General features: G+C 46.7%; 19 protein-coding genes. 15 read left to right on the top strand and 4 right to left on the bottom strand.

The window, feature by feature from the left end; all coding sequences use genetic code 11:
• The first annotated feature begins 61 nt into the window (after nt 1-61).
• The 8 genes from AC4OGX_RS03615 to AC4OGX_RS03580 all read left to right on the top strand — a co-directional run bounded on the left by AC4OGX_RS03615 (nt 62) and on the right by AC4OGX_RS03580 (nt 8125).
• A complete protein-coding gene (locus AC4OGX_RS03615; protein WP_493328494.1) occupies nt 62-826 on the top strand; it encodes an ABC transporter ATP-binding protein in 765 nt (254 codons plus the stop codon).
• Nucleotides 823-1548 carry an ABC transporter permease gene (locus AC4OGX_RS03610; RefSeq protein WP_493328493.1) on the top strand — a complete coding sequence of 242 codons (726 nt, stop codon included), beginning with the start codon at nt 823-825 and terminating at the stop codon, nt 1546-1548. The genes AC4OGX_RS03615 and AC4OGX_RS03610 overlap by 4 nt, the downstream gene beginning before the upstream one ends.
• A gap of 11 nt (nt 1549-1559) precedes the next feature.
• A complete protein-coding gene (locus AC4OGX_RS03605) occupies nt 1560-2324 on the top strand; it encodes an ABC transporter permease (protein ID WP_493328492.1) in 765 nt (254 codons plus the stop codon).
• Between the two features lie 4 nt (nt 2325-2328).
• The gene (locus tag AC4OGX_RS03600) at nt 2329-2625 is read left to right on the top strand and encodes a hypothetical protein (protein ID WP_493328491.1); all 297 of its coding nucleotides are present in this window, start codon (nt 2329-2331) and stop codon (nt 2623-2625) included.
• A gap of 367 nt (nt 2626-2992) precedes the next feature.
• Nucleotides 2993-3679, top strand: coding sequence for a response regulator transcription factor (locus AC4OGX_RS03595; protein ID WP_493328490.1), 687 nt, complete (start codon nt 2993-2995; stop codon nt 3677-3679).
• Nucleotides 3666-4655, top strand: coding sequence for a sensor histidine kinase (locus AC4OGX_RS03590; RefSeq protein WP_493328489.1), 990 nt, complete (start codon nt 3666-3668; stop codon nt 4653-4655). The genes AC4OGX_RS03595 and AC4OGX_RS03590 overlap by 14 nt, the downstream gene beginning before the upstream one ends.
• Before the next feature lie 177 nt (nt 4656-4832).
• The gene (locus tag AC4OGX_RS03585; RefSeq protein ID WP_493328487.1) at nt 4833-5522 is read left to right on the top strand and encodes an ABC transporter ATP-binding protein; all 690 of its coding nucleotides are present in this window, start codon (nt 4833-4835) and stop codon (nt 5520-5522) included.
• Nucleotides 5519-8125, top strand: a complete 2607-nt coding sequence (locus AC4OGX_RS03580; protein WP_493328485.1) for an ABC transporter permease — start codon at nt 5519-5521, stop codon at nt 8123-8125. Before AC4OGX_RS03585 ends, AC4OGX_RS03580 begins: the two co-directional genes overlap by 4 nt.
• A gap of 629 nt (nt 8126-8754) precedes the next feature.
• Here the strand turns inward: AC4OGX_RS03580 and AC4OGX_RS03575 are convergent.
• Complete coding sequence (locus AC4OGX_RS03575; protein ID WP_493328484.1) at nt 8755-9798, bottom strand: ribonucleotide-diphosphate reductase subunit beta; 1044 nt, start codon at nt 9796-9798, stop codon at nt 8755-8757.
• Nucleotides 9799-9826: 28 nt separating this feature from the next.
• Complete coding sequence (locus AC4OGX_RS03570) at nt 9827-12073, bottom strand: ribonucleoside-diphosphate reductase subunit alpha (RefSeq protein WP_493328483.1); 2247 nt, start codon at nt 12071-12073, stop codon at nt 9827-9829.
• Nucleotides 12074-12543: 470 nt separating this feature from the next.
• Between AC4OGX_RS03570 and AC4OGX_RS03565 the strand changes: the two genes are divergently transcribed.
• A complete protein-coding gene (locus AC4OGX_RS03565; protein WP_493328482.1) occupies nt 12544-14850 on the top strand; it encodes a family 78 glycoside hydrolase catalytic domain in 2307 nt (768 codons plus the stop codon).
• Here the strand turns inward: AC4OGX_RS03565 and AC4OGX_RS03560 are convergent.
• Nucleotides 14840-16054 (bottom strand): helix-turn-helix domain-containing protein, encoded by a 1215-nt coding sequence (locus AC4OGX_RS03560; RefSeq protein WP_493328481.1) that lies wholly within the window; start codon nt 16052-16054, stop codon nt 14840-14842. The genes AC4OGX_RS03565 and AC4OGX_RS03560 overlap by 11 nt on opposite strands.
• Nucleotides 16051-16293, bottom strand: coding sequence for a hypothetical protein (locus tag AC4OGX_RS03555; protein ID WP_493328480.1), 243 nt, complete (start codon nt 16291-16293; stop codon nt 16051-16053). The genes AC4OGX_RS03560 and AC4OGX_RS03555 overlap by 4 nt, the downstream gene beginning before the upstream one ends.
• Before the next feature lie 264 nt (nt 16294-16557).
• Here AC4OGX_RS03555 and AC4OGX_RS03550 point away from each other — a divergent pair, with 264 nt between their 5' ends.
• The 6 genes from AC4OGX_RS03550 (at nt 16558) to AC4OGX_RS03525 (ending at nt 25317) form a co-directional block, all read left to right on the top strand.
• On the top strand, nt 16558-18057 hold the full coding sequence (locus tag AC4OGX_RS03550; RefSeq protein WP_493328479.1) for an MFS transporter: 1500 nt from the start codon (nt 16558-16560) through the stop codon (nt 18055-18057).
• Nucleotides 18058-18160: 103 nt separating this feature from the next.
• On the top strand, nt 18161-20371 hold the full coding sequence (locus tag AC4OGX_RS03545) for a glycoside hydrolase family 2 protein (RefSeq protein ID WP_493328538.1): 2211 nt from the start codon (nt 18161-18163) through the stop codon (nt 20369-20371).
• Nucleotides 20372-20422: 51 nt separating this feature from the next.
• Nucleotides 20423-21268 (top strand): sugar phosphate isomerase/epimerase family protein, encoded by an 846-nt coding sequence (locus tag AC4OGX_RS03540; protein ID WP_493328478.1) that lies wholly within the window; start codon nt 20423-20425, stop codon nt 21266-21268.
• Nucleotides 21269-21413: 145 nt separating this feature from the next.
• Nucleotides 21414-23117, top strand: a complete 1704-nt coding sequence (locus AC4OGX_RS03535) for an AAA family ATPase (protein ID WP_493328476.1) — start codon at nt 21414-21416, stop codon at nt 23115-23117.
• A 121-nt stretch (nt 23118-23238) separates the two neighbouring features.
• On the top strand, nt 23239-24183 hold the full coding sequence (locus AC4OGX_RS03530) for an NTP transferase domain-containing protein (RefSeq protein WP_493328474.1): 945 nt from the start codon (nt 23239-23241) through the stop codon (nt 24181-24183).
• Between the two features lie 105 nt (nt 24184-24288).
• Complete coding sequence (locus tag AC4OGX_RS03525; RefSeq protein ID WP_493328473.1) at nt 24289-25317, top strand: molybdopterin-binding protein; 1029 nt, start codon at nt 24289-24291, stop codon at nt 25315-25317.
• Nucleotides 25318-25319: the final 2 nt, after the last annotated feature.

The raw sequence follows: 25319 nt of genomic DNA, 5'->3' as shown, positions 1-25319 counted from the left end.
CACGAGAATGGAGATGTCAGGTAGAAGGTGTACCATAAAGATATCGAAAGGAGATGTTCTTATGGATAATATCATTACCACAAATAAGTTAACAAAGAAGTACAAAAGTTTCACTTCCGTGGACAATGTTTCTCTTCATATTAGTAAGGGAAACATTTATGGTTTTCTTGGCCCCAACGGTGCCGGGAAATCGACCACGATGAAAATGCTGCTGGGTTTGACGGCTCCCACAAGAGGCAGTTTTATTATTGACGGGAAGCGATTTCCCGCTGACCGCCTGGCTATTTTGAAAGAGATCGGTTCTTTTATTGAGCAGCCATCCTTTTATGCCAACCTGACCGGGCGTGAGAACTTAGATGTTATCCGGCGTATCCTGGGACTTCCGAAACGTTCCGTGGAGGATGCGCTGGAACTGGTAGGCTTATCCGAGTTTGGTGACCGCCTTGCAAAGAAATATTCGCTGGGCATGAAGCAGCGTCTGGGACTTGCTGCCGCCCTGATCGGAAGGCCGCCGATTTTGATCCTGGATGAACCTACAAACGGCCTGGATCCCTCCGGAATCCATGAGATCCGTAATCTGATAAGATCCCTGCCTGATCTCTACGACTGCACGGTATTGATCTCATCACATATGCTGTCGGAAATCGAGCTCATCGCAGATGATATCGGGATCCTCAATCATGGCCGCCTGCTCTTTGAGGGCAGTATGGAACAGCTTAGACAAAAGGCCATGCAGTCCGGTTTTGCCGCCGATAATCTGGAGGAGATGTTCCTCTCTATGGTGGAGGAGGACAACGCGGTCAGAAGGGAGAGGGCGAGGCTATGAGAACACTGGTGATTGAACTGCAAAAAGAAAAACGCACCGGCGTGATTCCCGTTCTTCTGGCGGTAGGAGTTTTGGGGGCTGCATACGCTTTTGTAAACTTTCTTGTTCGGAAAGACACACTTTTAAATCTGCCGCTGGACCCGATGGATGTTCTGCTTACCCAGCTTTACGGTATGATCATGGTGCTGAATATGTTTGGTATCGTGGTGGCTGCCTGCATGATCTATAACATGGAATTCAAGGGAAACGCGGTCAAGAAGATCTACATGCTTCCCATGAGTGTTCCGGGAATGTATGCCTGCAAGTTTCTGATCCTGACCGTCCTGCTTTTTGCGGCGATAGCGATCCAGCATCTGGCTCTGGCAGCAATTGGAATGACAGATCTGCCGCAGGGGGCCTTTGAACTTGGTACGCTGCTGAAATTTGCCGGCTACTCCTTTGTTACGTCCATGCCGGTTTTGTCCTTTATGCTGCTGATCTCATCCCGGTTTGAAAATATGTGGGTTCCCCTGGGGGTAGGTGTGGCCGGATTTTTAAGCGGGATGGCACTGGCAAATTCGGATAAGGGCCTTATGATGATCCATCCCTTTGTCCTCATGCTGCGGCCTGCCGTTGCTATGAGCGCCCGGCCCGATGTTACCGTTGTGATTGCTGCCGCGGTGGAAACTGTTCTTTTCCTGCTTGCAGGATTGTGGATGGCAAAAAATCTGCGGTATGAGTAAGGAGGGATCATATGTCATTTTTAGAATTATTGGGGATCGAGTTCACAAAAGTAAAACGTTCAAAGATCATACCATTGATTTTTATTGCACCTTTGTTGGTCGTAGCCTCCGGAATCGCGAATCTAAGCAGTTATTTCACACCGGAGTACACCAATGCCTGGCCTGCCATGTTTATTCAAAGTGCGCTGGTCTACGCTTATTATCTGCTTCCATTTAGCATGATCGTGGTCTGTGTGATGATCGCAGGGCGGGAGACCCAGAATAACGGCATATTGAAAATGCTGGCGCTGCCTGTCAGCCGGCAGGCACTTTCTCTTGCAAAGTTCTGCGTGCTGATGTTCTACCTGCTGATGGAGATCGTCATTTTCATTGCAGTGTTCATCGCTGCCGGATGGATCGCCACAAGCACGATGGGGATCAAGGAAACACTTCCCGTCCTCTATCTTTTGAAATGGTGTGCCGGACTGTTCCTGACTATGCTGCCCTGTGTAGCCGCGATGTGGGCGATCACGGTACTGTTTGAAAAGCCGCTGCTTAGCGTGGGACTGAACCTGCTGCTTGTCATACCCGGCGTCCTTGTAGCAAACACGCCCCTTTGGATCGCATATCCGTACTGCTACAGCGGTTATCTGGTGTCCTGCTCGTTACACGATTTTACAGCCGAAAGCTCCGGTACTGCTTTTTCGGTGATACCATTTCTGCCATGCGCAGTATTGGCTTTTGTGCTGCTGCTTGCCGTTAGTGTTACCCGGTTTGGGAAGAAAGAGATGAGGTGATAGTGTGAAAAATAAGAAGCTTCAAAAATTAAGTATTGCTGCATTGATCGTCAGTTTACTGCCATTGGCGACTTATATTCCGATCTTGTTTAAAATTACGGTAGCTGACAGTGTGAACAGCATATGGGCAGGAGGGAATATCGCCTGTGTGATCTTGGGATTGCTGCTTTCGGTTATCTGCGTAAAAAGCAAAGAAAGCCGAAGCGGCGTAAATATTGCCGCTATGGTGATCGCCTTAGTGTGGTTTCTGATGATGGTCGGGATCGTGGCACTGGCAGTGTTTATGAATTTCCTGCAATAGAGGAAGATAATGGAATTACATATATTAGGTTGAAACGCTCGCCTTTGGGAGGGCGTTTTTTCAAATTGTAACAAATTGTTGGATATGCTAAAATAGCGCATAATAAAGTCACCCTGATACCGAGAGTTAATTATGAATTAAAGATAAAACATAAATATATTAATGTTACAAAACTATAACATTAAGCTTGATGCAGCTTTTTTCGTGCTATAATTATAATAATCGAAGGACATTTCTCATTGCATGACCTTCTTATGAGAGCATTTTATTTAAGCTATGAGAATTGCCAGTCGGTAACTGGCAAATTGAGTTGGACTCATTATAGTATCAACAGTTTTAGAAGTACTCAAAGGATGGTGTAAAAAACATGAAGCAGATATTTTTAGTAGAAGATGATAAAGAGATCGCGAAGAACCTTACGCGCCTGCTCTGTTCGGAAGGATTTAAGGTCACCCATGCCTCCACGCAGGCACAAGCCTTATCCAGGCTTGCAGAAGACAGATATGACCTGGCGCTGGTGGACATCTCCTTACCTGACGGGAACGGTTTTGCGGTCTGTACGGAGATCAGGCAGACTCAGAGCATTCCTGTCATCTTCCTGACTGCCTCGGGGGATGAGGCAAGTGTTGTAACCGGCCTGAACATGGGAGCCGACGATTATATCACAAAGCCTTTCAGGCCGCGGGAGCTGGTAGCCAGGATTGCCAATGCGCTGCGCAAATCCGGGGCCGCCCCCTCTTCTTTTGATATCTGCGGGCTTCATGTGGATGTGGCAAACGGAGTGGTAAAAAAGGATGGCAGGGAGGTCTTCCTGTCCGCATTGGAATACCGCCTGCTCTTAGTGTTTGTCAACAACCCGAAAAGTATTATTACGAGGGACAGACTTCTGGATGAAGTGTGGGATGCGTCCGGCGAATTTGTTAATAATAACACGTTGACGGTATATATCAAGCGGCTGAGGGAAAAGATTGAAGATGATCCTGCCAGTCCGCATATCATTCTGACAGTTCATGGAACCGGATACCGGTTGGGAGGAAGTCATGTTTCGGAATAGAGAAGTTCAGAAATTTACGATCTGGTATATCGTGATTACAGTAGTTTTGGCCGCGGCAGGATTTACAGTCCATTCTGCAGCGGGAATTTTTGCGCTTATTTCTGCCGCTGCTTTCGGGGCGGCATTTTTTATATTTACCAGAGAGCGATATAAGAGGATTGCAGATATCTCAGAGCAGATCGATCTGGTGCTGCACGATCAGGATCATGTATTTATCAGTGGAGAGGAGGAAGGGGAGCTCGCAATTCTGGAAAGCGAAATAACGAAAATGACACTCCGCATCCGAGAACAGAATAAGGCATTGATCAAAGAAAAAACGAATCTTGCAGATTCACTCGCAGATATAGCCCATCAGCTCCGCACCCCTCTGACATCGGCAAATCTGACCCTTTCTCTGCTGAAAGATCATCCGGATGAACGGGAACTGCGAACTCTGCTGCGCGAAGCGGAAGGGCTGTTTGCCCAAATGGACTGGCTGCTTACCTCACTGCTGAAATTGTCCCGTCTGGATGCGGGAGTCGTGGTATTCCAGAAAGAGAAGATAGCAGTTGCAAAGCTGATCAATGACGCAGTGCACTCATTCCAGATCGCGCTGGAGCTGCACAACATCTCCATACATACGGACATTCCTAAGGGCGTTGTCCTGTATGGTGATGAACGCTGGCTTTCTGAGGCCCTTAAGAACATCTTGAAGAATTGCATGGAAAGTGCCGGTGACGACGGGAAGATTGAGATTACCTGTGAAGATAACCTTCTGTTTACGGAGATCCAGATTCATGACAGCGGTCCGGGCTTTTCCAAAGAAGATTTAGCCGGCCTTTTTGATAGATTTTATCGTGGGAAAAATACAGATACGGCAGGATATGGAATTGGACTGGCACTTTCAAAGACCATCATAATCAGACAGGGCGGGACGATCAAGGCCAAAAACCATCCACGGGGAGGCGCCGTTTTCTCTATACGCTTTTCAAAGTAAAAGTGACGGATATCTCACAAAAAAGTCACAAAAATGTAAGCTGAAAATTTTATGATATGGGTAAACAAAGAGCTGCGCTCCACAGTCAGAGGAAAAAACGCAGCACATAACAGTTCACTAAAACCCCGGGGGATTTTCAAACAGATCCCGGGCAGTCATAAAAAGGAGGCTCATAGAATGGAATTTTTACAAGTTGAAGATCTATGCAAGGTGTATGGAAAGGATGAGAGCCAGGTTACAGCTCTGGATCATGTTTCTCTATCGATCGATAAGGGGGATTTTACAGCCATCATCGGCTCATCCGGTTCCGGGAAGTCCACACTTTTACACATCATGGCGGGAGTGGATATTCCCACAAGCGGAAAGGTGTACTTAAACGGTCAGGATGTATATGCGCAGAATAATGAAAGGCTGGCCGTTTTCCGCAGACGTCAGGTGGGGCTGATTTATCAGTTCAACAACCTGATCCCTACGCTGAATGTAGTGGAAAATATTACGCTTCCTATTCTGATGGATAAGAGGAAGGTAAATAAAAAGAGGCTGAATGATCTGCTCGAACTGCTGGGGCTGGAAGAACGAAAGACACACCTTCCGAACCAGCTTTCAGGAGGGCAGCAGCAGCGTGTTGCCATCGGCCGGGCGTTGATGAACGCACCACAGGTCATGCTTGCAGATGAGCCGACGGGTGCGCTGGACAGCCGCAACGGACATGAGATCGTCAAGCTGTTAAAAGAGAGTAACCGGAAGTATGGACAGACCCTGGTTCTGGTTACACATGATGAGAATATTGCGCTGCAGGCTGACCGTATCATAACCATTGCAGACGGAAGAGTCGTGCGGGATGAAAGGCAGGTGGCCCGGTCATGAATATTTTCCATAAGGTTGCTCTGCGCGGTCTCATAAAAAACCGTACCCGGACAATTGTAACCATTATCGGTATTATACTGTCTGCCGGACTGATCACGGCGGCAGTCACATTTGGATTTTCCCTGATGGACTATGCCGCAGCCGGCGCCTCAGTGAAATACGGAAGCTGGCATGTGGAGTTTATGGATGTGGACTCGGCCTTTGTACAGGAACGCTCCAGTGATCCGGAGGCAAAGAGTGAGCTGATTACGGGAAATATCGGATACGCCCGGCTTCAGGACGGAAAAAATCCTGACAAACCATATCTTTATATCACCAGTTTTGGACAGGATGCATTTGAGGCTCTTCCTCAGACCCTGCTTTCCGGGAGGCTGCCGGAGAACAGCGGGGAGGTTATGATCCCGTCACATCTTCAATCAAACGGAGGTGTGGAACTGGCAGTGGGGGATACCATTTCCCTTACCGTCGGGAACCGTATGAATGGGGAGCAGAAACTCAGCCAGCATGATCCTTTTATGGCAGAGGAAACATTTCAGCCTGCAAAAGAACAGGTCTATCAGATCGTTGGTATGTATTCGAGACCGGCATTTGAGGAACAGACAGCACCGGGGTATACTTTGATCACAAAAACAGATGACAACACTCAGGCGGACAGTTTAAATCTCTTTGTTACTCTGGAAAAACCAACAAAAGCCCGTACTTATGCTGAAGACCATGCAGGAAATTATGGGTATACATTTAACAGTAATGTGCTGCGGTTCTTAGGATTTATGTCAGATCCTTCTGACCGGATATTCATGGCTTTTTTGTATGCCATTGCCGGTATTGTGATCGCAATTATTATGGTAGGCTCCGTCTTCCTGATCTATAATTCATTCAGTATCTCCCTGGGGGAGCGCACACAGCAGATCGGAATTCTCGCGTCTGTGGGAGCCACAGGAAAACAGATCCGCAATTCGGTTCTCTTTGAAGGTCTGATGCTCGGTATCATCGCGATCCCACTGGGGATCCTGACAGGATTGGGCGGAATCTGGCTGGTTATCACAGTGGTGGCGCCTAAGTTCAGTGATATTATGTACAGCGATGTGGCTTTGACTCTGCATATATCCGGGATAGGGCTGATCGGGGCAACGGTGATCAGTTTGATCACAATTCTGATCTCCGCTTATATTCCGGCTAAAAAGGCGGCCCGTATACCGGTTATGGACTGTATCAGGCAGACCATTGAGATAAAATTGGATTCAAGATCTGTAAAGACTTCAAAATTCGCACAGCGGACATATGGATTGGAAGGAGTCCTTGCACTAAAAAATTTCAAAAGAAACAAAAAACGGTATAGAAGTATCATATTGTCCCTTGTTTTAAGTGTTGTGCTGTTTGTATCGACCAGTAGTTTTGTAGATAGTCTTAATCAGGCAATGTCGGGATTTTCGACTTTTACCACTTATGATATTGGCTTTGGGACACAGGCTATGGATGACGGCGAGATGCTTAAGCTTTACGAAAAATTAAAAGAAGTTTCCGGTATTACAGGAAGTTCTTATCAGTCAGTCCTGAATTATACCTGTGTGGCCCCTGTTTCAGAATTAGCGGGTGATAATGGAAAAGTAATCGGTACGCCATCCGAAGACGGAACGGTTGAATTTCCAATACAGGTTCAGCTTCTTGATGATAAAACATATCTGGATCTCGTTAAAAAAGCAGGATTGGATCCGGGAGAATATACCGGAGAAAATGCAAAGCTTATGACTGTTGCAAAAATGCAGGAAACGGACAAGGGAAAAGACGGTGAAAAGAAAGCCGGTGATTTTTATGATCTTTTTAAGAATACATCAGCGGAAGTTTCCATCATTCCTATGGCAAACGATGAGCCGTTAAGAGAACAGAGCAGAAAAGCAGAAATTACCTGTGCGGAGGTTGTATCGGAGGACATCCCTCCGACAAAGGATAAGAACAGTTATCTCAGCCAGAGTGATTACTTTTTCAACGTGATGGTTCCGTGGTCATTGAAGGATCAGTTTATTTCCGACGATCTTCCGGCAGATGTATATGTGAAAGGAATGACCTTCTCATCAGAGAATCCTTCCAGATCAACGGCTGAAATGAGGGAGCTTTTAAGAAATGCGAATATTTCATCTGCATATCTGCTCTTTAACGGAGCGGAGGCATTCAAGGAAAATAAGAATTATGTTTTCATTGCCAATATATTCGCCTATACATTTATTGTGATGATCTCACTCATTGCAGTTGCGAACGTATTTAATACCATATCTACGAATATTAAGCTGAGAAGACGTGAGCTTGCCATGCTGAGGTCTGTGGGAATGTCGGATAAGAACTTTAATAAAATGATGCGTTTTGAATGTGCATTTTATGGTATGAGGGCGCTGCTTGTGGGGCTGCCGCTGTCGATTCTGATGTGTATCCTGATCTATATAGGGATGCAGGGAAAAGAAGACGGGCTTGCTTTCAGAATTCCATGGGCCAGCATGGGGATCAGCGTGCTCGGCGTGCTTACCGTCATCTTCATTACCATGATGTATGCCGTGAATAAGATCAAGAAGGAAAATATTATTGATGCATTGAGGGATGATATGACTTAATGAATCAGATTGTGCCAACTGTACGATAAGTAAAGAAAAGCTAAACTTAGAGATATGTGTGCTATTATAAAATGTAGTTATTAATAGGCTGAAAGTACACTAATAGCACACATTACAAAAAAATCTTGAATAAATTTCTAATATCTGTTACGATATAAATACAAAAGGAAACAACCGCCCACAAGTGGTTTGACCTGTAGAAGATGTAGAAAACACCACCCATAACCGGCCAAAGTTTCTGGGTGGTTTTTCTATGCGGTACTAATGACTAATCAAGTAAATGAATGTCAGTAGTGCAATTAAAAATAATCCGAACTGCATCAAGTCTGAGAAACTGAATTTGTTCTTCATGAGCACCACCCCCATTCTATGTAGAATGAGGTCAACGCCACCCTGCAACACGATTGTTCCTTGAAACCAATATAGCATAGTCTACCATAACATTCAATAAATAATAGTAAATTGTTTAACAATCTATTAGTAACATTATTGAATATTATGTTTTTGTGTACTATAATATAGCTGTCAGGGTATGACCTGGGGATTGAAATAATAATGTTACGAATAGAGAAGAGGTTGCAATCAATAAAAAATAGCAATTTCTTCTCTATTTTTTCTTTCTCCACTTCTTACAGATCATCCACCAGCGCGCTGCTCTTTGCATATGCGGTACTGCGTGCCTCGAAGAAGTCTGTCTTGATCATGTTGGCATTAGAATACTGGCTGACCCATTCCATGCTTTCCGGTTCCTTTTCGTGTCCCTCGTAGACCGGTGCAAGGCCGAGTCCCTTACAGCGCAGGTTGCCCAGATACTGGATATAATCTGTGATCATTTCCCGGCTCAGTCCCTGTATCTCATCGCCGATCACATAGTGCCCCCAGCGGATCTCCTGTTCGCATCCCTCATGGATCATCTCCCGATACTTTTCTTTTTTCTCAAAAGTAAAGAGTTCTGGTTCTTCCTTCTCCAATTCTGTCAGGATACTCCGAAACAGCCAGAGGTGTGTGTTCTCGTCTCGGTTGATATAACGGATCTCCTGTACAGAACCGGGCATGCGGCGGTTTCTGCCGAGGTTGTAGAAGAACATAAAACCACTGTAAAAATAGATCCCCTCCAGGATGTAATTGGCGATAAGAGTCTGCACCAGCATTTCCGGGGTCTTTTCCTTTTGGAATTCGTTGTACAGATCTCCGATAAATTCATTCCGCTCCAGTAAATGCGGATCATCCTTCCATTGGTACAATACCTGGTTTCTCTCCTGCGGTTCGCAGATCGTATCCAGCATATAGCTGTAACTCTGGCTGTGCACTGCTTCCTGGAAGGTCTGGATGGAAAGGCAGAGATTGATCTCATTTGCGGTAATGTACTCCCCGATGTTCGGGAGATTAGCTGTCTGGATGCTGTCCAGGAAAATCAGGAAGGACAGGATCTTGTCATAGGCCCTGCGTTCTTCTTTTGGCAGCAGTTTGTAGTCCTTGATATCTACATTCAGATTGATTTCCTCCGGTACCCAGAAGTTATTCATGGCCTGTCGGTACCAGCTGCTGACCCAGTTGTATTTCATATGGTTAAAATCATTCAGGTTTGTGGTGTTGCCTCCGATCATTCTTCTTAACGATGCTTCGGTATCACCGTTGGGATTAAATAAAGGCTTTTTTCTTAATTCTGTCATTATATTATCTCCTGATTCATTATTGTATTTACGAAGAGCAAACCTCACATTCCTCGACTTCCAGGCTTCTGGAGCGGATATAGTAGATCGTCTTCACGCCCTCCTCCCATGCCAGCAGGTACAGATTCAGCACCCCGCGGAAGGTATACTCATTGGTGATATATAGATTCATACTCTGGGCCTGATCGATATGGCGCTGGCGGATGCCGCAGGCGCGCACGGACCAGGTCTGGTCGATCAGATGCGCATTCTTATAGTACCAGAAATTCTCCATGGAAAGCTCCGGGGCAACCCGCGGTACCAGTCCGTTTTTCTTTTCCTCCAGATAATAGCGGTTCATGATCGGATCAAGCCCCGCGGTAGTCCCGGCGATCATACTCGTACTGCTTGTCGGTGCCACAGCCAGCAGATAACCGTTGCGAAGCCCCTGGGATGCGACCTTTGCGGCTAAATCTGCCCATCTTCCCTCTGTCAGGACCCTCTGACGGAAATAGTCTCCGGTCTGCCAGTCACTTCCTTCAAAATAATCATAGCTGCCTTTTTCTTTTGCAATATTACTGCTTGCCTCCACCGCGGCATAATGGATATCAGAAAATACCTTTGCTGCAAAATCCAGGTGCTCCTGGCTCTCCCAGCGGATACCGCGCTTCGCCAGCATATGATGGTAGCCGCTGACTCCAAGCCCGATGGGGCGGTATTTCAGGTTGTTGATCTTCGCATAAGGCACGGGGAAAAAGTTCAGGTCGATCACATTGTCCAGTGCGCGTACTGCACTCTCAGTAAGGTAAGAAAGCTCCTCGAAATCCTCAACTGGAATCTTTCCAAGGCTTAAGCTTGCCAGGTTGCAGACTACGAATTCACCCGGTTTTGTGACTGTGACCACAACCGTCTCGCCATCTACTGTCTGAACTGTCTGCTCCACCATTTCGATCTCACTCATATTCTGGGCGATCTCCGTACACAAATTGCTGCAATAGATCATTCCTTTATGTTTATTTGGATTTGCCAGGTTTACAGAATCCCGGTTAAATGCAAATGGGGTCCCTGTTTCCACGGCGCTGCGGATGATCAGACGAAGAATATCCTTGATGGGAATTACACGCTTTTGAATACGCTCATCCTTCACACAGTCGAGATATTTTTCTTTCCATTCCTCACCAAAAGAATCCTCCAGCGCATATCCTTTCACGGTTAAAATCTCATGTGGGCACATCAGATACCAGTCATCCTCGATATGATCCCGGGCCTGCTCCCAGAAATAATCGGGATAGCATACTGCAGGGAAGACATCGTGGGCCTTCATCCGCTCATCCCCGTTGTTGGTCCGAAGATTCAAAAACTCCGGCAGATCCCTGTGCCACACATCCAGATACACTGCGACGGCACCCTGGCGGACGCCCAGCTGGTCCACTGCAACTGCGGTATCATTTGCCAGACGGATCCAGCGGATGACACCGCCTGCGGCTCCTTCGAAGCCCCGGATCGCACTTCCGCTGGCTCTCACCTTTCCGAAATACATCCCCATGCCGCCGCCGAACTTGCTGACCTTGGCAAAATTGTCGATGCTGCGGTAGATCCCGTCCAGACTGTCCGGCACGGTATCAATAAAACAGGAGGAAAGCTGATGATAAGGCTTTCTTGCATTGGAGAGCGTGGGGGTGGCCATGGTAACCTTCAAGGTGCTCATCATGTCATAGAAACGCCCCACCCAGTTACTTCGGTCATTCGTTTCCTTCATAGCGAGATGCATCGCGATCCCCATGAACATTTCCTGGGGAGTCTCCAAAGGTTCTCCCGTTCTGCTGCAAATTACATAGCGGTCAAGAAGCAGGTCCAGCCCGGAATAGGGGAATAAGTTATTTCTGTCCGGGCAGATTAAGGATTCGAATTGATCGATCTCTTCCTTAGAATAATGATCTAATATATAGTCTCCATATAATCCAAGCTCAGTAAGCCAGCAGATCTTTTCATAAAAACTGTGGATACCTGCATGATCCATTGTGTCTTTCACGGAAAGCTCAAATTGGAGCATCCGAAACCGCGCGGCGATCATTTCCCATTTGGGGGCTTCCTGCGTGGTCAGCTCGATGGCTGCTTTTATGAGGAATTCTAACTTTTCGTTTCTGGAAAGTCCGGGGGTCAGAAAACTTCGGAAACGGGAGTTTAATTTGTCCATGCTGTATTCTTCCTGGGGGAAGTCATTTTGGATCTGTATGAGAACCTCCCGAAGTTCCGGGAAGTCTGGAAATAAAGCTGTCTGTTTGTCTGTCATCATCTAGATACACCTTTCTTATATCATCTTACCATAGGAAGCTCTACTGAATTGGCAGAGACCTGGGATATAACTTGAATATACTATGTATATACTAATTGTAGTACGATGGGAATATATTAGCACAATATGTAGATATATTCAATGCCAAATTTGATAATAGGAATTGGTATTATTATATGTATATTTTGGACTGGCCGGAGTTCATGTAACTTATACCCAGGAGAAATTTAAAACAAGACAGGACATATGCAGTCTTCGCATGGTCTTGGAAGATGTTGACTAAAATTTAAACAAAAAGAATAATCCTTTAACGCATGGATTCATTTCATGTTATACAATAGGCTTAATCACTGACAATACCTTCGGTGGTTAGGCCTGTTTTCTTTAGCAAAGATTAACAGAGGCTTTATTGGTATTAAAAAACAGGGAGCATGAGGCAGTTTATTTAAAATATAAAAGAGGTCAATATCATGAAGGAGTTAAGAGAAAAATTTATTACAACAGAAAGTGAATACAAAGAGGGCGCGGTGTCTGTCTTAAGACAAAAATTTTCTCTGGAAAAAGCAGGCAGCCATGTGGTCAGTGCCGTTTTTACCAGCACGGCCCAGGGAGTATATGAGGCAGAGTTAAACAGGTCTAAGGTGGGGGAGCAGATGTTTGCCCCCGGTTATACCTACTATCCGAGACGGCTTTTATATCAGGAACATGACGTTACTTCACTATTGAAGGCAGACATAAATGAGCTGAGAGTTTATCTCGGCCAGGGTTGGTACTGCGGACGTTTCTTATGCGAGAACAAGACACAGATATATGGAGAAAAGCCGGGAGCAGCCTGGATCTTAACGGTGACTTATGAAGACGGCAGCAGGCAGCAGATCTGTTCCGGTACGGATGTGGAAGAGCTGGAATCTCCGTACGAATATGCGGGTGAATATGACGGAGAAGTCTACCATGCCGCTCTGGAAAACAGTGAAAAAGTGATTGGACATGCCATTTCTTATATGGAAAAAGTGCCGGATAAATTGGAGAAGACACTGATGGAGGTCCGCGTTCAGGAAGAGATGCCCGTACAGGCAGTCAAGTCGCTCAAAGACGGCAGGGTCATCCTGGATTTTGGACAGAATTTTGCAGGTATTGTAGAAATAGATCCGCAGTACTTATCAGGGGAAACCCTGACGATCAGACATGGGGAGATCCTGAATCCTGACGGTAGTGTATATACGAATAATCTGCGTAAGGCAAAGGCGATGATTGTGTATCATTCAGATTCTAAAAGCAGGGCAGGCTCTGCAGACAATAATGTCTGTGAGGCCAATACGGTCTGTGAGGCCAGTATAGTTTCTGAAAGCGGAATGGCTTCGGGAAGAAAAAAATACCGCCCCCGCTTTACCTATATGGGATTCCGCTACATGGAGTTAAGCGGTGCTGCGTATGTACCGGGTCTGATCAGGGCCTATGCGGTCTACTCAGATATGAAACGGACAGGAGAGTTTTACTGTGCACACCCGATGGTACAGAAGCTGTATGAGAACCAGGTGTGGGGACAAAAGTCGAATTATGTCGAAGTCCCAACGGACTGCCCGCAGAGAGATGAGCGGATGGGATACACCGGGGATGGGCATGTCTTTGCACTGACTGGCGCATACAACTTTGATACCCGCGATTTCTGGAAGAATTTCCTGACAGATCTTCGTCTGGGGCAATTGGATAATACGGAAGGATATGTAGGTGCGACAGTTCCGGCGACAGGCCCGGCGGGAATCGGATTCATCAGTATGCTTGGCTGGGGAAATGCAGTAACGATCCTGCCAGAGATGATGTATTGGCAGTTCGGTGACGAGGAAGCACTGCCGGCTCAGTATGAGAGTATGAAGCTTTTCGTGGAAGCCGAAATTCGTAAGATGGGAAGAAAGAACCTGTGGATCGGCGCATCCCTGGGTGACTGGCTGGCTCCGGGAAGGGATATGGCATGGCAGGCAATGCATAATAATCCTGTTTCCAACTCTTTTATCGTGCATGATCTTGAGGTGATCGCAGAGACTGCAGAAAAACTGGGAAAAACTGAGGATGCTTTGAAATACCGGGAACAGCTTGAAAAGACAAGAGCGGTATATATCAAGAAGTTTGTAAAGAAAGACGGAACCGTAGCAAAAGACTATCAGTCAGCCTACATCATGGCTCTGAAGTTTGTGATCCCCAAGGGTGAGCTTCGTGACAAGGTCCTGCAGAAATATGTGGAGAATGTGAAAAAGAATAAAATGGAGACGGGATTCTTCGCCACAGAGCATTTTCTGCCGCTTTTAGTGGAAGCGGGGGCGACCCGGCTGGCATACGATATGCTGCTTTCGGAGAATTGTCCGGGATGGATGTACCAGATCAAAAATGGTGCAACAACGACCTGGGAGCGCTGGGATGCACTCAAACCGGACGGATCTGTGAATGAAGAAAAAGTCCGGACCTCCGGGGAAAATATGGTTTCCTTCAATCATTACGCATTTGGAAGTGTGGGAGAATTTTATTATCAGTATATTCTGGGGATCAAGCCTGCACTGCCCGGATTTGCAAAGGTACATTTTGAGCCTTATCCGGATGAACGCCTGGGAAGTGTCAGCGGTAGTTATCTTTCACGGCATGGAGAAATCCGTTCAGAGTGGAGATATGATCAGGGCGCGCTGCACATCGTGCTGGAGACACCTGTAGAAACAGAAGTTGTCCTCCCGGACGGGCGGAAGGACAACGTGGGACCAGGCAGGTATGAGTATACGGTTATATCTTGAGATTGTGTTTTCGGTATTCTCCCGGTGATTCGCCCGTAATCTTCTGGAACGTATCGGAAAAATAGCTCCGGGAACTAAAGGAAAGCTCATTGCTGATCTCCAGGATGCTCATATTGGTGCTGCATAAAAGCGTCTGGGCTTTCCTTATTTTTTCCCGTTTGATAAACTCGCTGATGCTGTATCCGGTTTCCTGCTTGAATTTACGGGAAAAATAGTATTCGGTATATCCGGCACGCTGTGAAAGGAACTCGATCGAAAGTTTTTCGTTTACATGGACAGAGATATAATCACAGCAGCTTTGTACGGTCCTGGAAATTGCAGAGTCCGCTCTGGCTTGGCGGACGCGCTGCATGTAGTCCTCCAGCATCGTGCGGCTTAAGATTGTCATCTCCGATATGCTTCCGGCATCCTCACACCGCTGGGTGTAATAGTCGCAGAGGGTGTAGGAAATGGAGGGGGAGAGCCCGCCCTCTATGGCAGCTCTGGAGCAAAGGGTAAGCAGCACGATCATGTTATTTTTGGAGTGGCGCAGGGAGTCCCCCGAATTAAATTTCACTCCACTGCTTAAGGTGCTGGATTTTTCCAGGGCGTCCTTATAATTGGGGTTGCCTTCCCGGAACATCTTCACCAGCATCTGTTCTGAAGCCCAGATCCCCGGGTGTTCATCGGAAATATTTTGAATATCCTTCGGCCCCTCTTCTTCACTGAGCATGGCTGGATACTGCAGATCCTGGGAGGAAATTTTCTCCTCCGTGATACAGTAATGGAGCATAATGGCGTACTGGAAAAGCAGGTTTGTTGGAAGGATAGGGATCTCATCGAGCTGTTTGAGCACGGCGATCTTTGCCTGCACAGACAGATTGTGCGCATCCAGTTTTTCCTTTAATTTCTGGTAAGAGTTTCCTCCCGAAAAGGTGGGGCCGATCATATGGATTTTCTGCAGGTCGTCCCCCTCCCATTCAAAATCAGCGATCCACAGGATATTCAGGAAGCTGTCCATGACAAAGGGGCGGTGTCCGTTTTGGGCATACTTAAGAAGCGGTTCAGACTGGTTGATCATGAAAAAACTATTCCCATCGATCATATCCGTGGGGCAGTTGGTGCTGATCAGCGTAAGGTCTGGGGTATAACTCCAAAGATACAGCTTGTGGCTGCAGCTGATCAGCTCCTGGAATAATTTCAGATTATTATGGACATTCATCATTCATCACCTTCATAAAGATATTCTGAGAGGAGTGCATCATCCTCCTCCAGTTCACAACGTACCACTCCGGTATTCCAGTAATGCGGCTGTCTGGCGATCGAGCAGAAGACGTACTGGCTCAGCGCGGAGGAAAGATTCAGAACATCACCCTCTATCGTTTCGTAGTAAACTTCTCCGTGACATTTTTTTATCTGCATTAAGAATTTTGTGATCTCAATATCTGTTCTTAGCCGTTTCACGTTATATTCCCTCCTCTTGGAATTCATTTATGTTTATATTATAGTATAAAAAGAAGATTGAATGTCCATAATTTAGCTTTTTTATGTGAAAAATAGTTTTGAATATAATTGAAAGCTAATTTTAAGATAAAAAAGCCAATTTGATAACACAATGTTGAAATGAAGCAAGTATAATCAAAGTTAGAAATTCATAGAGAAAGGAATCGTCCGCAGACGGTTTATCGATCAGAAGAAAATGGAAGTAAGAGGAGTGGAGGAAGAGTCATGGGAAGGAAAAAGAAAATGACACAGAGTGAGATTGACGGCGTACAGTACCGCCGCGTGAAGACCTGGCGGATCGCGCTTGCGCAGATGAATGCCGGGGCCAGTATGTGCTTCTATGTCCTGATGGGGATGGCGAGCTACGTTGCAAATGCAGGTTACGGTATTGCCGTGGCAGTGGCCGGGATCATTTTAACAGCAACGCGGGTTTTTGACGGGATCACAGATCCCATCATTGCACTGGTGATCGATAAGGTAAATACAAAGTTCGGAAAGCTGAGGATTTTCCTGCTGACCGGATGGCTGATCGAAAGCCTGGCAGTCATGATGATGTTTAACTGGGGAAGCGGGAAGGATCATGGGATCGTGTTTTTTATCCTGACGTATATGGTCTACGTCATTGGATATACGATCAATAGTGTCACCGGAAATATCATTGCACCGGTCATGGTCAATGACCCGAGGCAGCGTCCGATGTTTGGCGTATGGGGAACTGTATATAACTATCTGGTTCCGATGATGATGTCTCTGGTGGTTACCATGGTGATCCTTCCCAAGTTCGGCAATCAGTACAGCGTGCCGATGTTGCGTGTAAATAGTATTTTCTGTGTGGGAGTATCTTTTGTACTGGTGCTTCTGTGCTGTGTGGGAGTGTCCGGCGCAGATAAGCCGGAAAATTTCCGGGGAATCTCTGTAAAAGGGAAAGAAGAGCGTGTAACCGTGCGTGATATGGCAAGACTTTTAAAAGGAAACCGTGCCATGCAGATGTATATCGTCTCAGCGGCTTCCGATAAGCTGGCTCAGCAGACAGGAAGCCAGGCAGTTGTAAGCACGATGCTGTTTGGTATTCTGATCGGCAATATACAGCTGGGAACCTTGATCAGTGTCATTGCGATGCTTCCATCTATTATTTTCGCGATCCTGGGAGCAAAATATGCCGGAAAACACGGAAACAAAGAGTCTATGGTGACATGGACGTGGGTGGCCCTGGTTGTGGCTGTCATCAGTGTTTTATTCTGCAGCTTTGTAGATCTGAAACAGGTGACCGTGGCAGCTGTGCCGACCATTTTGTTTTTCCTCTTAACATTTGCACTAAATGGGTCTAAAATGTGTATTACTACTGCAACAGGAGCCATGTGTGCGGATATCATTGACTATGAATTGGACCGCTCAGGAAAGTTTCTTCCGGCAGCCGTGACTGCCACATACAGCTTTATTGATAAATGTATTTCTTCACTTGGTTCTACGATCGCAGCAGGCTGTGTTGCACTGATCGGTTTCCGGACCGTGATGCCGCAGCCTACGGATCAGGCGACCACACCGATCCTTGTGATGACGATGTTCTTATATTATGGACTGCCGATCATCGGATGGATCTGCACACTGGCGGCAATGAAGTTCAGCCCACTTTCCAAAGAAAAGATGGTGGAAGTGCAGAAGAACATTCAGGAGAAGAAAACTGCGGCGAAGGAAGAATTTATGCAGAAGTATGAGCAGGCATAAGCTTAAGAATATCCTGCAGTAAAAAGGTTTTATACTAAAAATATCGTGATGCCGGGGCAAGGTATTTTGACCCTGCTATCATATCATTCGGAAAGGAAAAATGATGAGAAGAAGTATTTTATTAAATGCCGGCTGGAAGTTTGTGAAGACTGCACCGGATGCAGAGGCAGCGGTCAATGCGTGCGGGGAGGAGATCTGTCTTCCCCATACATGGAATGCTGTGGACGGACAGGACGGCGGAAATGATTATTACCGGGGGACCTGCTGGTACACCCGGAAACTGGAAGTACCGGAATTAAAAGAGGGACAGGAGGCCTGGCTGGAATTTACCGGAGCGGCAATGACTGCACATGTCTGGCTGAACGGAGAATTACTTATGAAGCATGAAGGGGGATATTCTACATTTCGTGTCGATCTCACAGATCATCTTCAGGCAGAAAATATACTGGCCGTGTCTGTGGTCAATTCCGATAATGACAGAGTATATCCGCAGAAAGCAGATTTTACGTTCTACGGCGGATTATACAGGGAGGTCAATCTTCTGATCGTGCCCAAGGCTCATTTTGCTCTGGGATATGCAGGCGGACCGGGGATCAAGGTGACTCCTGAGGTGGATCTTACGTCAGGATGTGCCGAGGTTACTGTGGAGGCATGGACAGAAGGGCCTGCAGAGTCCGCAGTGTTTATGATTGACGGACAGTCTGTGGAGACCTCTGTTGAAGACGGATATGTCAGGGCTGTGCTCACGTTAGAGCAGGTACATCTCTGGGATGGGATCAGAGACCCGTATCTCTACACCGTACAGGCGAAGTTAGACAGTGGGGATGAGATCTCGGCGAGGTTTGGATGCCGTTCGATCCGGTTTGACCCCCAGGAGGGATTTTTCCTGAATGGACGCAGCTATCCTCTGCGCGGCGTATCCCGTCATCAGGACCGGGCGGGCGCGGGAAATGCCCTGACACCGGACATGCACCGGGAGGATATGGAGATCATAAAGGAGATCGGAGCGAATACGATCCGTCTTGCCCATTATCAGCACAGTCAGTATTTCTATGATCTGTGCGATGAGGCGGGGATGATCGTGTGGGCTGAGATTCCATATATCACACTGCATATGGATAACGGGGTGGAAAATACATTGAGTCAGATGAGGGAGCTGGTCATCCAGAATTACAACCATCCGTCGATCGTCTGCTGGGGCCTGTCAAACGAGATCACTGCCAGCGGCGGAGTCACGGAGGCGCTGCTTGAGAATCACCGTCAGCTGAATGATCTGTGCCACTCTTTGGATCAAACGAGACCGACCACGATGGCCCATGTATTTATGCTGGAAACTGACAGTTTGCTGCTGGAAATACCGGATATCGGCAGCTACAATCTGTATTTCGGGTGGTATTTGGGAGAGCTTTCCCAGAATGACAGTTTCTTTGACGAATACCACCAGACATATCCCAACCGCTGCATCGGTTTTTCAGAGTACGGTGCGGATGCCAATCCGTCGTTCCAGTCCGCTCAGCCGGAAAAGGGGGACTACACGGAAAGTTATCAGTGCGTATACCATGAGCATATTCTGGATATGATCGGGCAGCGGCCGTATCTGTGGGCGACCCATGTATGGAACCTGTTTGATTTTGCGGCAGACGGACGGGATGAGGGCGGTAAGCACGGAGTGAATCAGAAGGGGCTTGTGACGATGGACCGTCAGTTGAGGAAGGATGCCTTCTATCTGTATAAAGCACATTGGAGCAGTGAGCCCTTCGTCCATATCTGCGGCAGACGTTATGCGGACAGGGCAGAGGATACAACAGAGGTAAAGGTATATTCGAATCAGCCGGAAGTAACGTTGTATGCAGATGGGAAATTAGTGGAGACGCAGACTGGGAAACATATCTTCAGGTTCCAGCTACCGATCTCCGGGGAGCATTGTGTGGAAGCAAAGACTGGCACAGTTTCAGACAGGATCACGATAAAGAAGGTGGACGAACCGAATCCGGAGTACCGTTTTATCCAGGACGGCGGAATCGTGAACTGGTTTGATAAGGAAGACTTTAAAGAAGGGTATTTCTCCATTAAGGATACGCTTGCAGTTCTAAACAGCAATCCTAAGACGGGGGCGATCGTCGGCCAGATGATAGCGGGAGCTGCGGCAAGCCGTGGAGATGTGGCAGAGAGCGTGAAGGATAATCCGAATCTGCTTAAGATGATGGCCGGTATGACTCTGGAAAGTATGCTGAAACAGGCGCAGGATGCAGTGACCCCGGAACAGATTAAGGGACTCAACCATGCACTGCAGCAGATTAAAAAACCCGAGTAGATATAAAAGATCTGAACAGTATTAACAGGCAGCAGATAGGAGAGGATAACGATGCCGATCAGAGCAGTACAGCAGTTTCAGCTCCGTACCGTAATGGGGACGGAGAAAAAGGCGGAAGAAACGATGAGATTGATGAAGGCCGCCGGATATAATGGAATTGAACTCAATGGGTTTATGATCAAAAAGATGCCGATGATCGTCCGCGTTCTCACACGGATGGCAGGCATGCCCATGGGAAAGAGTGGAAATCTGGACTGGAAGAAGCTGATCGCTGCTTCCGGTCTGGAAGTCATAAGTATTCACGAGGATTTAGGCAGCATTCTCAGAGCACCCGAGGGAATCATAGAAGAAACGAAAACATTTCATACGAAATATATCGTGATCACGGGAATGCACCAGTTCGATTATTCGGATAAAACCGCGGTATTAGAATTGGCCGAAAACCTGAACAAAGCAGGAAAACTTCTAAAAAAGGGCGGAGTTTCCCTGCTGTACCATAATCACAATTGTGAATTTCGGAAGGTAGAACCGGGGAAGACAGCGTATGACCTGATTTTAGAAAAAACGGACCCGGAATATGTGAACTTTGAATTCGATTCCTACTGGCCCACAGAAGCGGGGGTGGATGCCCTGGCACTGATGGAACGGCTGGGGGAAAGGATGAAGCTGTACCATATCAATGACCGGGGATCGAGAGTGAAGGGAAAGACAGGGTCGATCCTAAAGTCAGACAGCATGGAGCTGGGTTACGGTAACATGAACTTAAAAGCCATGGTGGAGACTGCGAAAAAGTATGGTGTGGAGGCAGTCATACTGGAAAGCCATAAGAACTGGATTGAGAAGTCTCCGGTGAAGTCCTTTCAGGTGAGCGCGGAGTTTATGAATAAGTATGTGTAAAGACGCTGTCTATCGTATATGAAGACGTGTGAACTGTAATGTAAAAACAAAGGTGAAAATAATGCCGACGAAAATATATACATTTCGTTGGAAAGGTATGGTATACTTTTTTCATATAAATGGCTGACCGGAAGGAAGTGATAATATGGCATTTAAGCCTCTGCCTATAGGCGTTGATAACTTTCAGGAGATGATAGAAAAAGGCTATTATTATGTGGATAAGACTTTGTTTATAAAAGAACTGCTGGATATGAAGGGAAAGGTAAATCTGTTCACCCGGCCTCGAAGGTTCGGAAAGACCCTCAATGTGAGTATGCTCCAATGTTTTTTTGAAAGAGACTACTGCGATGCGGAGCATATTTTCCACGGATTGAAGATTATGGAGCAAGACGAGGCTTATACGAGGCATATATCACAATATCCGGTGATTAATCTTTCACTTAAGTCTATGAAACAGGCCACCTTTGAATTATCCTATATACAGATGAAGAAAATGATTGCAGAAGAGTTTAGACGGCATGATGTGATCCTTAAGTCAGATAAACTGACGGAATCAGAAAAAAGGCGTTTCCTGGATATACGTGATGTACAGGGATCGGAAGCAGATTATCTGGATGCACTGATGTTCCTCTCGGCATGTCTGTTTAAATATTATGGGCAGAAGTCTGTGATTCTGATCGATGAATATGATGTGCCTTTGGAAAGCTCTTATTTTGGCGGCTTTTATGACAAAATGGTTCCGGTGATCCGCTCTTTGTTTGAGTCTGCATTAAAGACCAATGAAAATCTGGAGTTTGCAGTGATCACAGGCTGCCTGAGGATTTCCAAGGAAAGTATCTTTACCGGATTGAACAACCTTAAGATTATTTCTATAACGAATACAGCGTATGCGGAGCATTTCGGTTTTACGGAAAAAGAGGTACTGGACATGCTGAAATTCTATGACAGGACCTGCTGCACCGATATCGTAAAAAGGTGGTACGACGGCTATCTGTTTGGAGAAACGGAAGTGTACAATCCATGGAGTGTGGTCAATTATGTGGAACAGGCATGGGTGGATATAAAGACATTCCCACAGCCGTTCTGGTCAAATACCAGTTCGAACAGTATCGTACGGACACTAGTAGAGAGAGCTGATATCCAGGTGAAGCAGGAGCTGGAGTCATTAATAGAGGGTGAAAGTATCGAGAAGCCGATATATGAAGATATCACATATGAGGATATCGGTGCAGATAAGATGCAGGAGAACCTGTGGAACTTCTTGTTTTTTACGGGATATTTGAAGAAAACGAAGGAACGGCTGGAAGGAAATGTGCGTTATATTTCTATGGCGATTCCGAATGAGGAGGTAAAGTACATTTATAAAAATACGGTACTTGCCTGGTTTGACAGGAACATCCGACAGAAGGATCTAACACCATTCTATAGAAGTATGATCCGGGGGGATGCGGCCGGAGTCGAGAAAACGATTACTGAGATATTAAGGGAAAGTATCAGTTTCTATGACAGCAAAGAGAACTTTTATCATGGTTTTATACTTGGGCTTTTAAAGGGAATGGAAGACTACTATGTATATTCCAACAGGGAAGCCGGAGACGGCAGATATGATATCTGTCTAAAAAGTCTGGATGTGTCAAAGCCTGCCATGATCCTGGAACTGAAAGCAGCATCCAGTTATGGTGAGATGGAGGGAAAAAGTCTTGAGGCCGTCAGCCAGATTGAAATGAAACATTATGAGCAGGAATTGGTCCGTGACGGATACCAGAGGGTATTTTGTTATGGAATTGCATTTTATAAAAAGAACTGCAGGGCCGCTTTGGCGGAAAAGAGCAGCTTTAGCAGCCTATAAGTTATAAGGGAAAGTAGTATGGGAAAATAGTTTGTAAAATATGTCCCATACTACTTCCTTTTTTGTATAATATTTTGTATAATATAACCACTAATGAAAAATAGGCAATGGGGGTGAGGGTGTGAAAAAGACAGGAGCGGTTCTTGTAGCGGCCGGACTGTCATCCCGGATGGACGGATTCAAGCCGATGCTCCCCTTTGGAGACTCGACAATTGCACTCCATATGGTATCCATGCTTCAGAAGCTTGAAGTGGATCCTATTGTAGTAGTTACAGGATATCGTGCCGAGGAACTGGAGGAGCATCTTTCTCATACGGGCGTACTATTTGTAAAAAACGAACGGTATGAAAAAACGCAAATGTTTGATTCCATTGTTCTTGGGATCCGTGCGATATCAGGAGAATGCGAACGAATCTTAATTATGCCTGCGGACATACCGGCGGTCAAAGCCGAGACCATGAGGCAGGTACTTATGATCGATGCAAAGGTCGTCAGGACAGTTTATCATGAAAGATCAGGTCATCCGATCATTCTGTCCAGTGATACAGCTGATCAGCTTTGTGCTTATCAGGGAGATCAAGGCTTGCGGGGAGCGGTCAGAGAGTCCGGGATCCCGATCACGAATGTGGAGGTGGAGGACGAGGGCGTCTGCCGGGATGTTGATACAAAAGAGGAATACGAGGAATTGATCGAGTGGAATTACCAGCGAGGGGAAGGATATCCGATACGGCCCAAGGTTCAGGTCAAGCTGATCGCAGACAAGGCGTTTTTCGGGCCGGGTGTTTACCAGCTTCTGGGACTGATCGGGCAGACCGGGTCTTTGCAGGAGGCCTGTCTCCAGATGAACCTTTCTTACAGTAAAGGGAGCAGGATGGTAAAAGAGGCGGAACGTAAGCTGGGCTTTCCGCTTGCGCAGCGCTGGGCCGGAGGGGCCGGGGGCGGAGGCTCCCAGCTGACCGAAGAAGGGAAAATGCTGCTTGAGAATTACAGACAGATGCTGGAAGAGGTACAAAAGAGCACCGAAAAGATTTATCAAAAATATTTTGGAAAAGGATTCAGAGCCTAACCTCCCGCCGATAAGCAGTGATGTCTGCTATGAGGCTATGAGGAGGCAGTGAGGCGGATTTTGGAATATTCGCTTTGACGTTAGAAGGAAGGACAAAAAAACACAATGAAATTAGTTAGGACAGAAGATGCGGCAGGACAGATTTTATGCCATGATATCACCCAGATCATCCGAGGTGTGACCAAGGATGCGGTATTTCGGAAAGGCCATGTGGTGACAGAAGAGGATATCCCTGTGCTGCTGTCTGTAGGAAAAGAGCACTTATACATATGGGAAAAGCAGGAAGGCATGCTGCATGAGAACGAGGCTGCCGAGGTTCTGAGGGAGATCTGCCAGGGCGCAAACATGCATCCGACACAGGCAAAGGAAGGAAAGATCGAACTGATCGCGGACTGTGACGGATTATTAAAGGTAGATTCTAAGCGGATGAAAAAGGTGAACAGCTTAGGAGAGATGATGATCGCAAGCAGACATGGGAATTTCCCTGTGAAAAAGGGAGATAAGATCGCGGGGACACGAGTGATCCCTCTTATAATTGAAAAGGAAAAGATGGACAGGGCGAAGGAGACATCAGGGGAGACTCCCATATTCGAAGTTCTTCCATTCAGCCACAAGAAGGTGGGGATCGTGACAACAGGAAGTGAGGTGTACCACCATCGGATCGAGGATACATTTACCCCGGTGATCATGGAAAAACTGGCCGAATATGATACTGAGATCCTGGGGCATGAGATCTGCAATGATGACCATGAGATGATCACAGGGGCCATCATGAAATTATTGGAGATGGGATGTGACATGGTGGTGTGTACAGGCGGGATGAGTGTGGACCCGGATGACCGCACACCGCTGGCGATCAAGAACACGGGAGCGGAGATCATCACCTACGGGGCACCGGTACTGCCGGGAGCGATGTTCCTTTTGTCATATTACGACGGGAAGATCCCGGTCATGGGACTGCCGGGCTGCGTGATGTATGCGAAACGGACGATTTTTGATCTGGTCCTGCCGCGGCTGATGTGCGACGAGAAGTTAAAAGCAGAGGACTTAAGCTGTCTGGGGGAAGGCGGATTATGTCTGTCCTGCCCGGTATGTACATTCCCGAACTGTGGATTTGGAAAAGCGGAGGCATAGAA

It is taken from the genome of Faecalicatena sp., from assembly GCF_058819085.1.
Note: the sequence above shows the minus strand (reverse complement) of the source record. Positions and strands in the feature narration are given on the sequence as shown.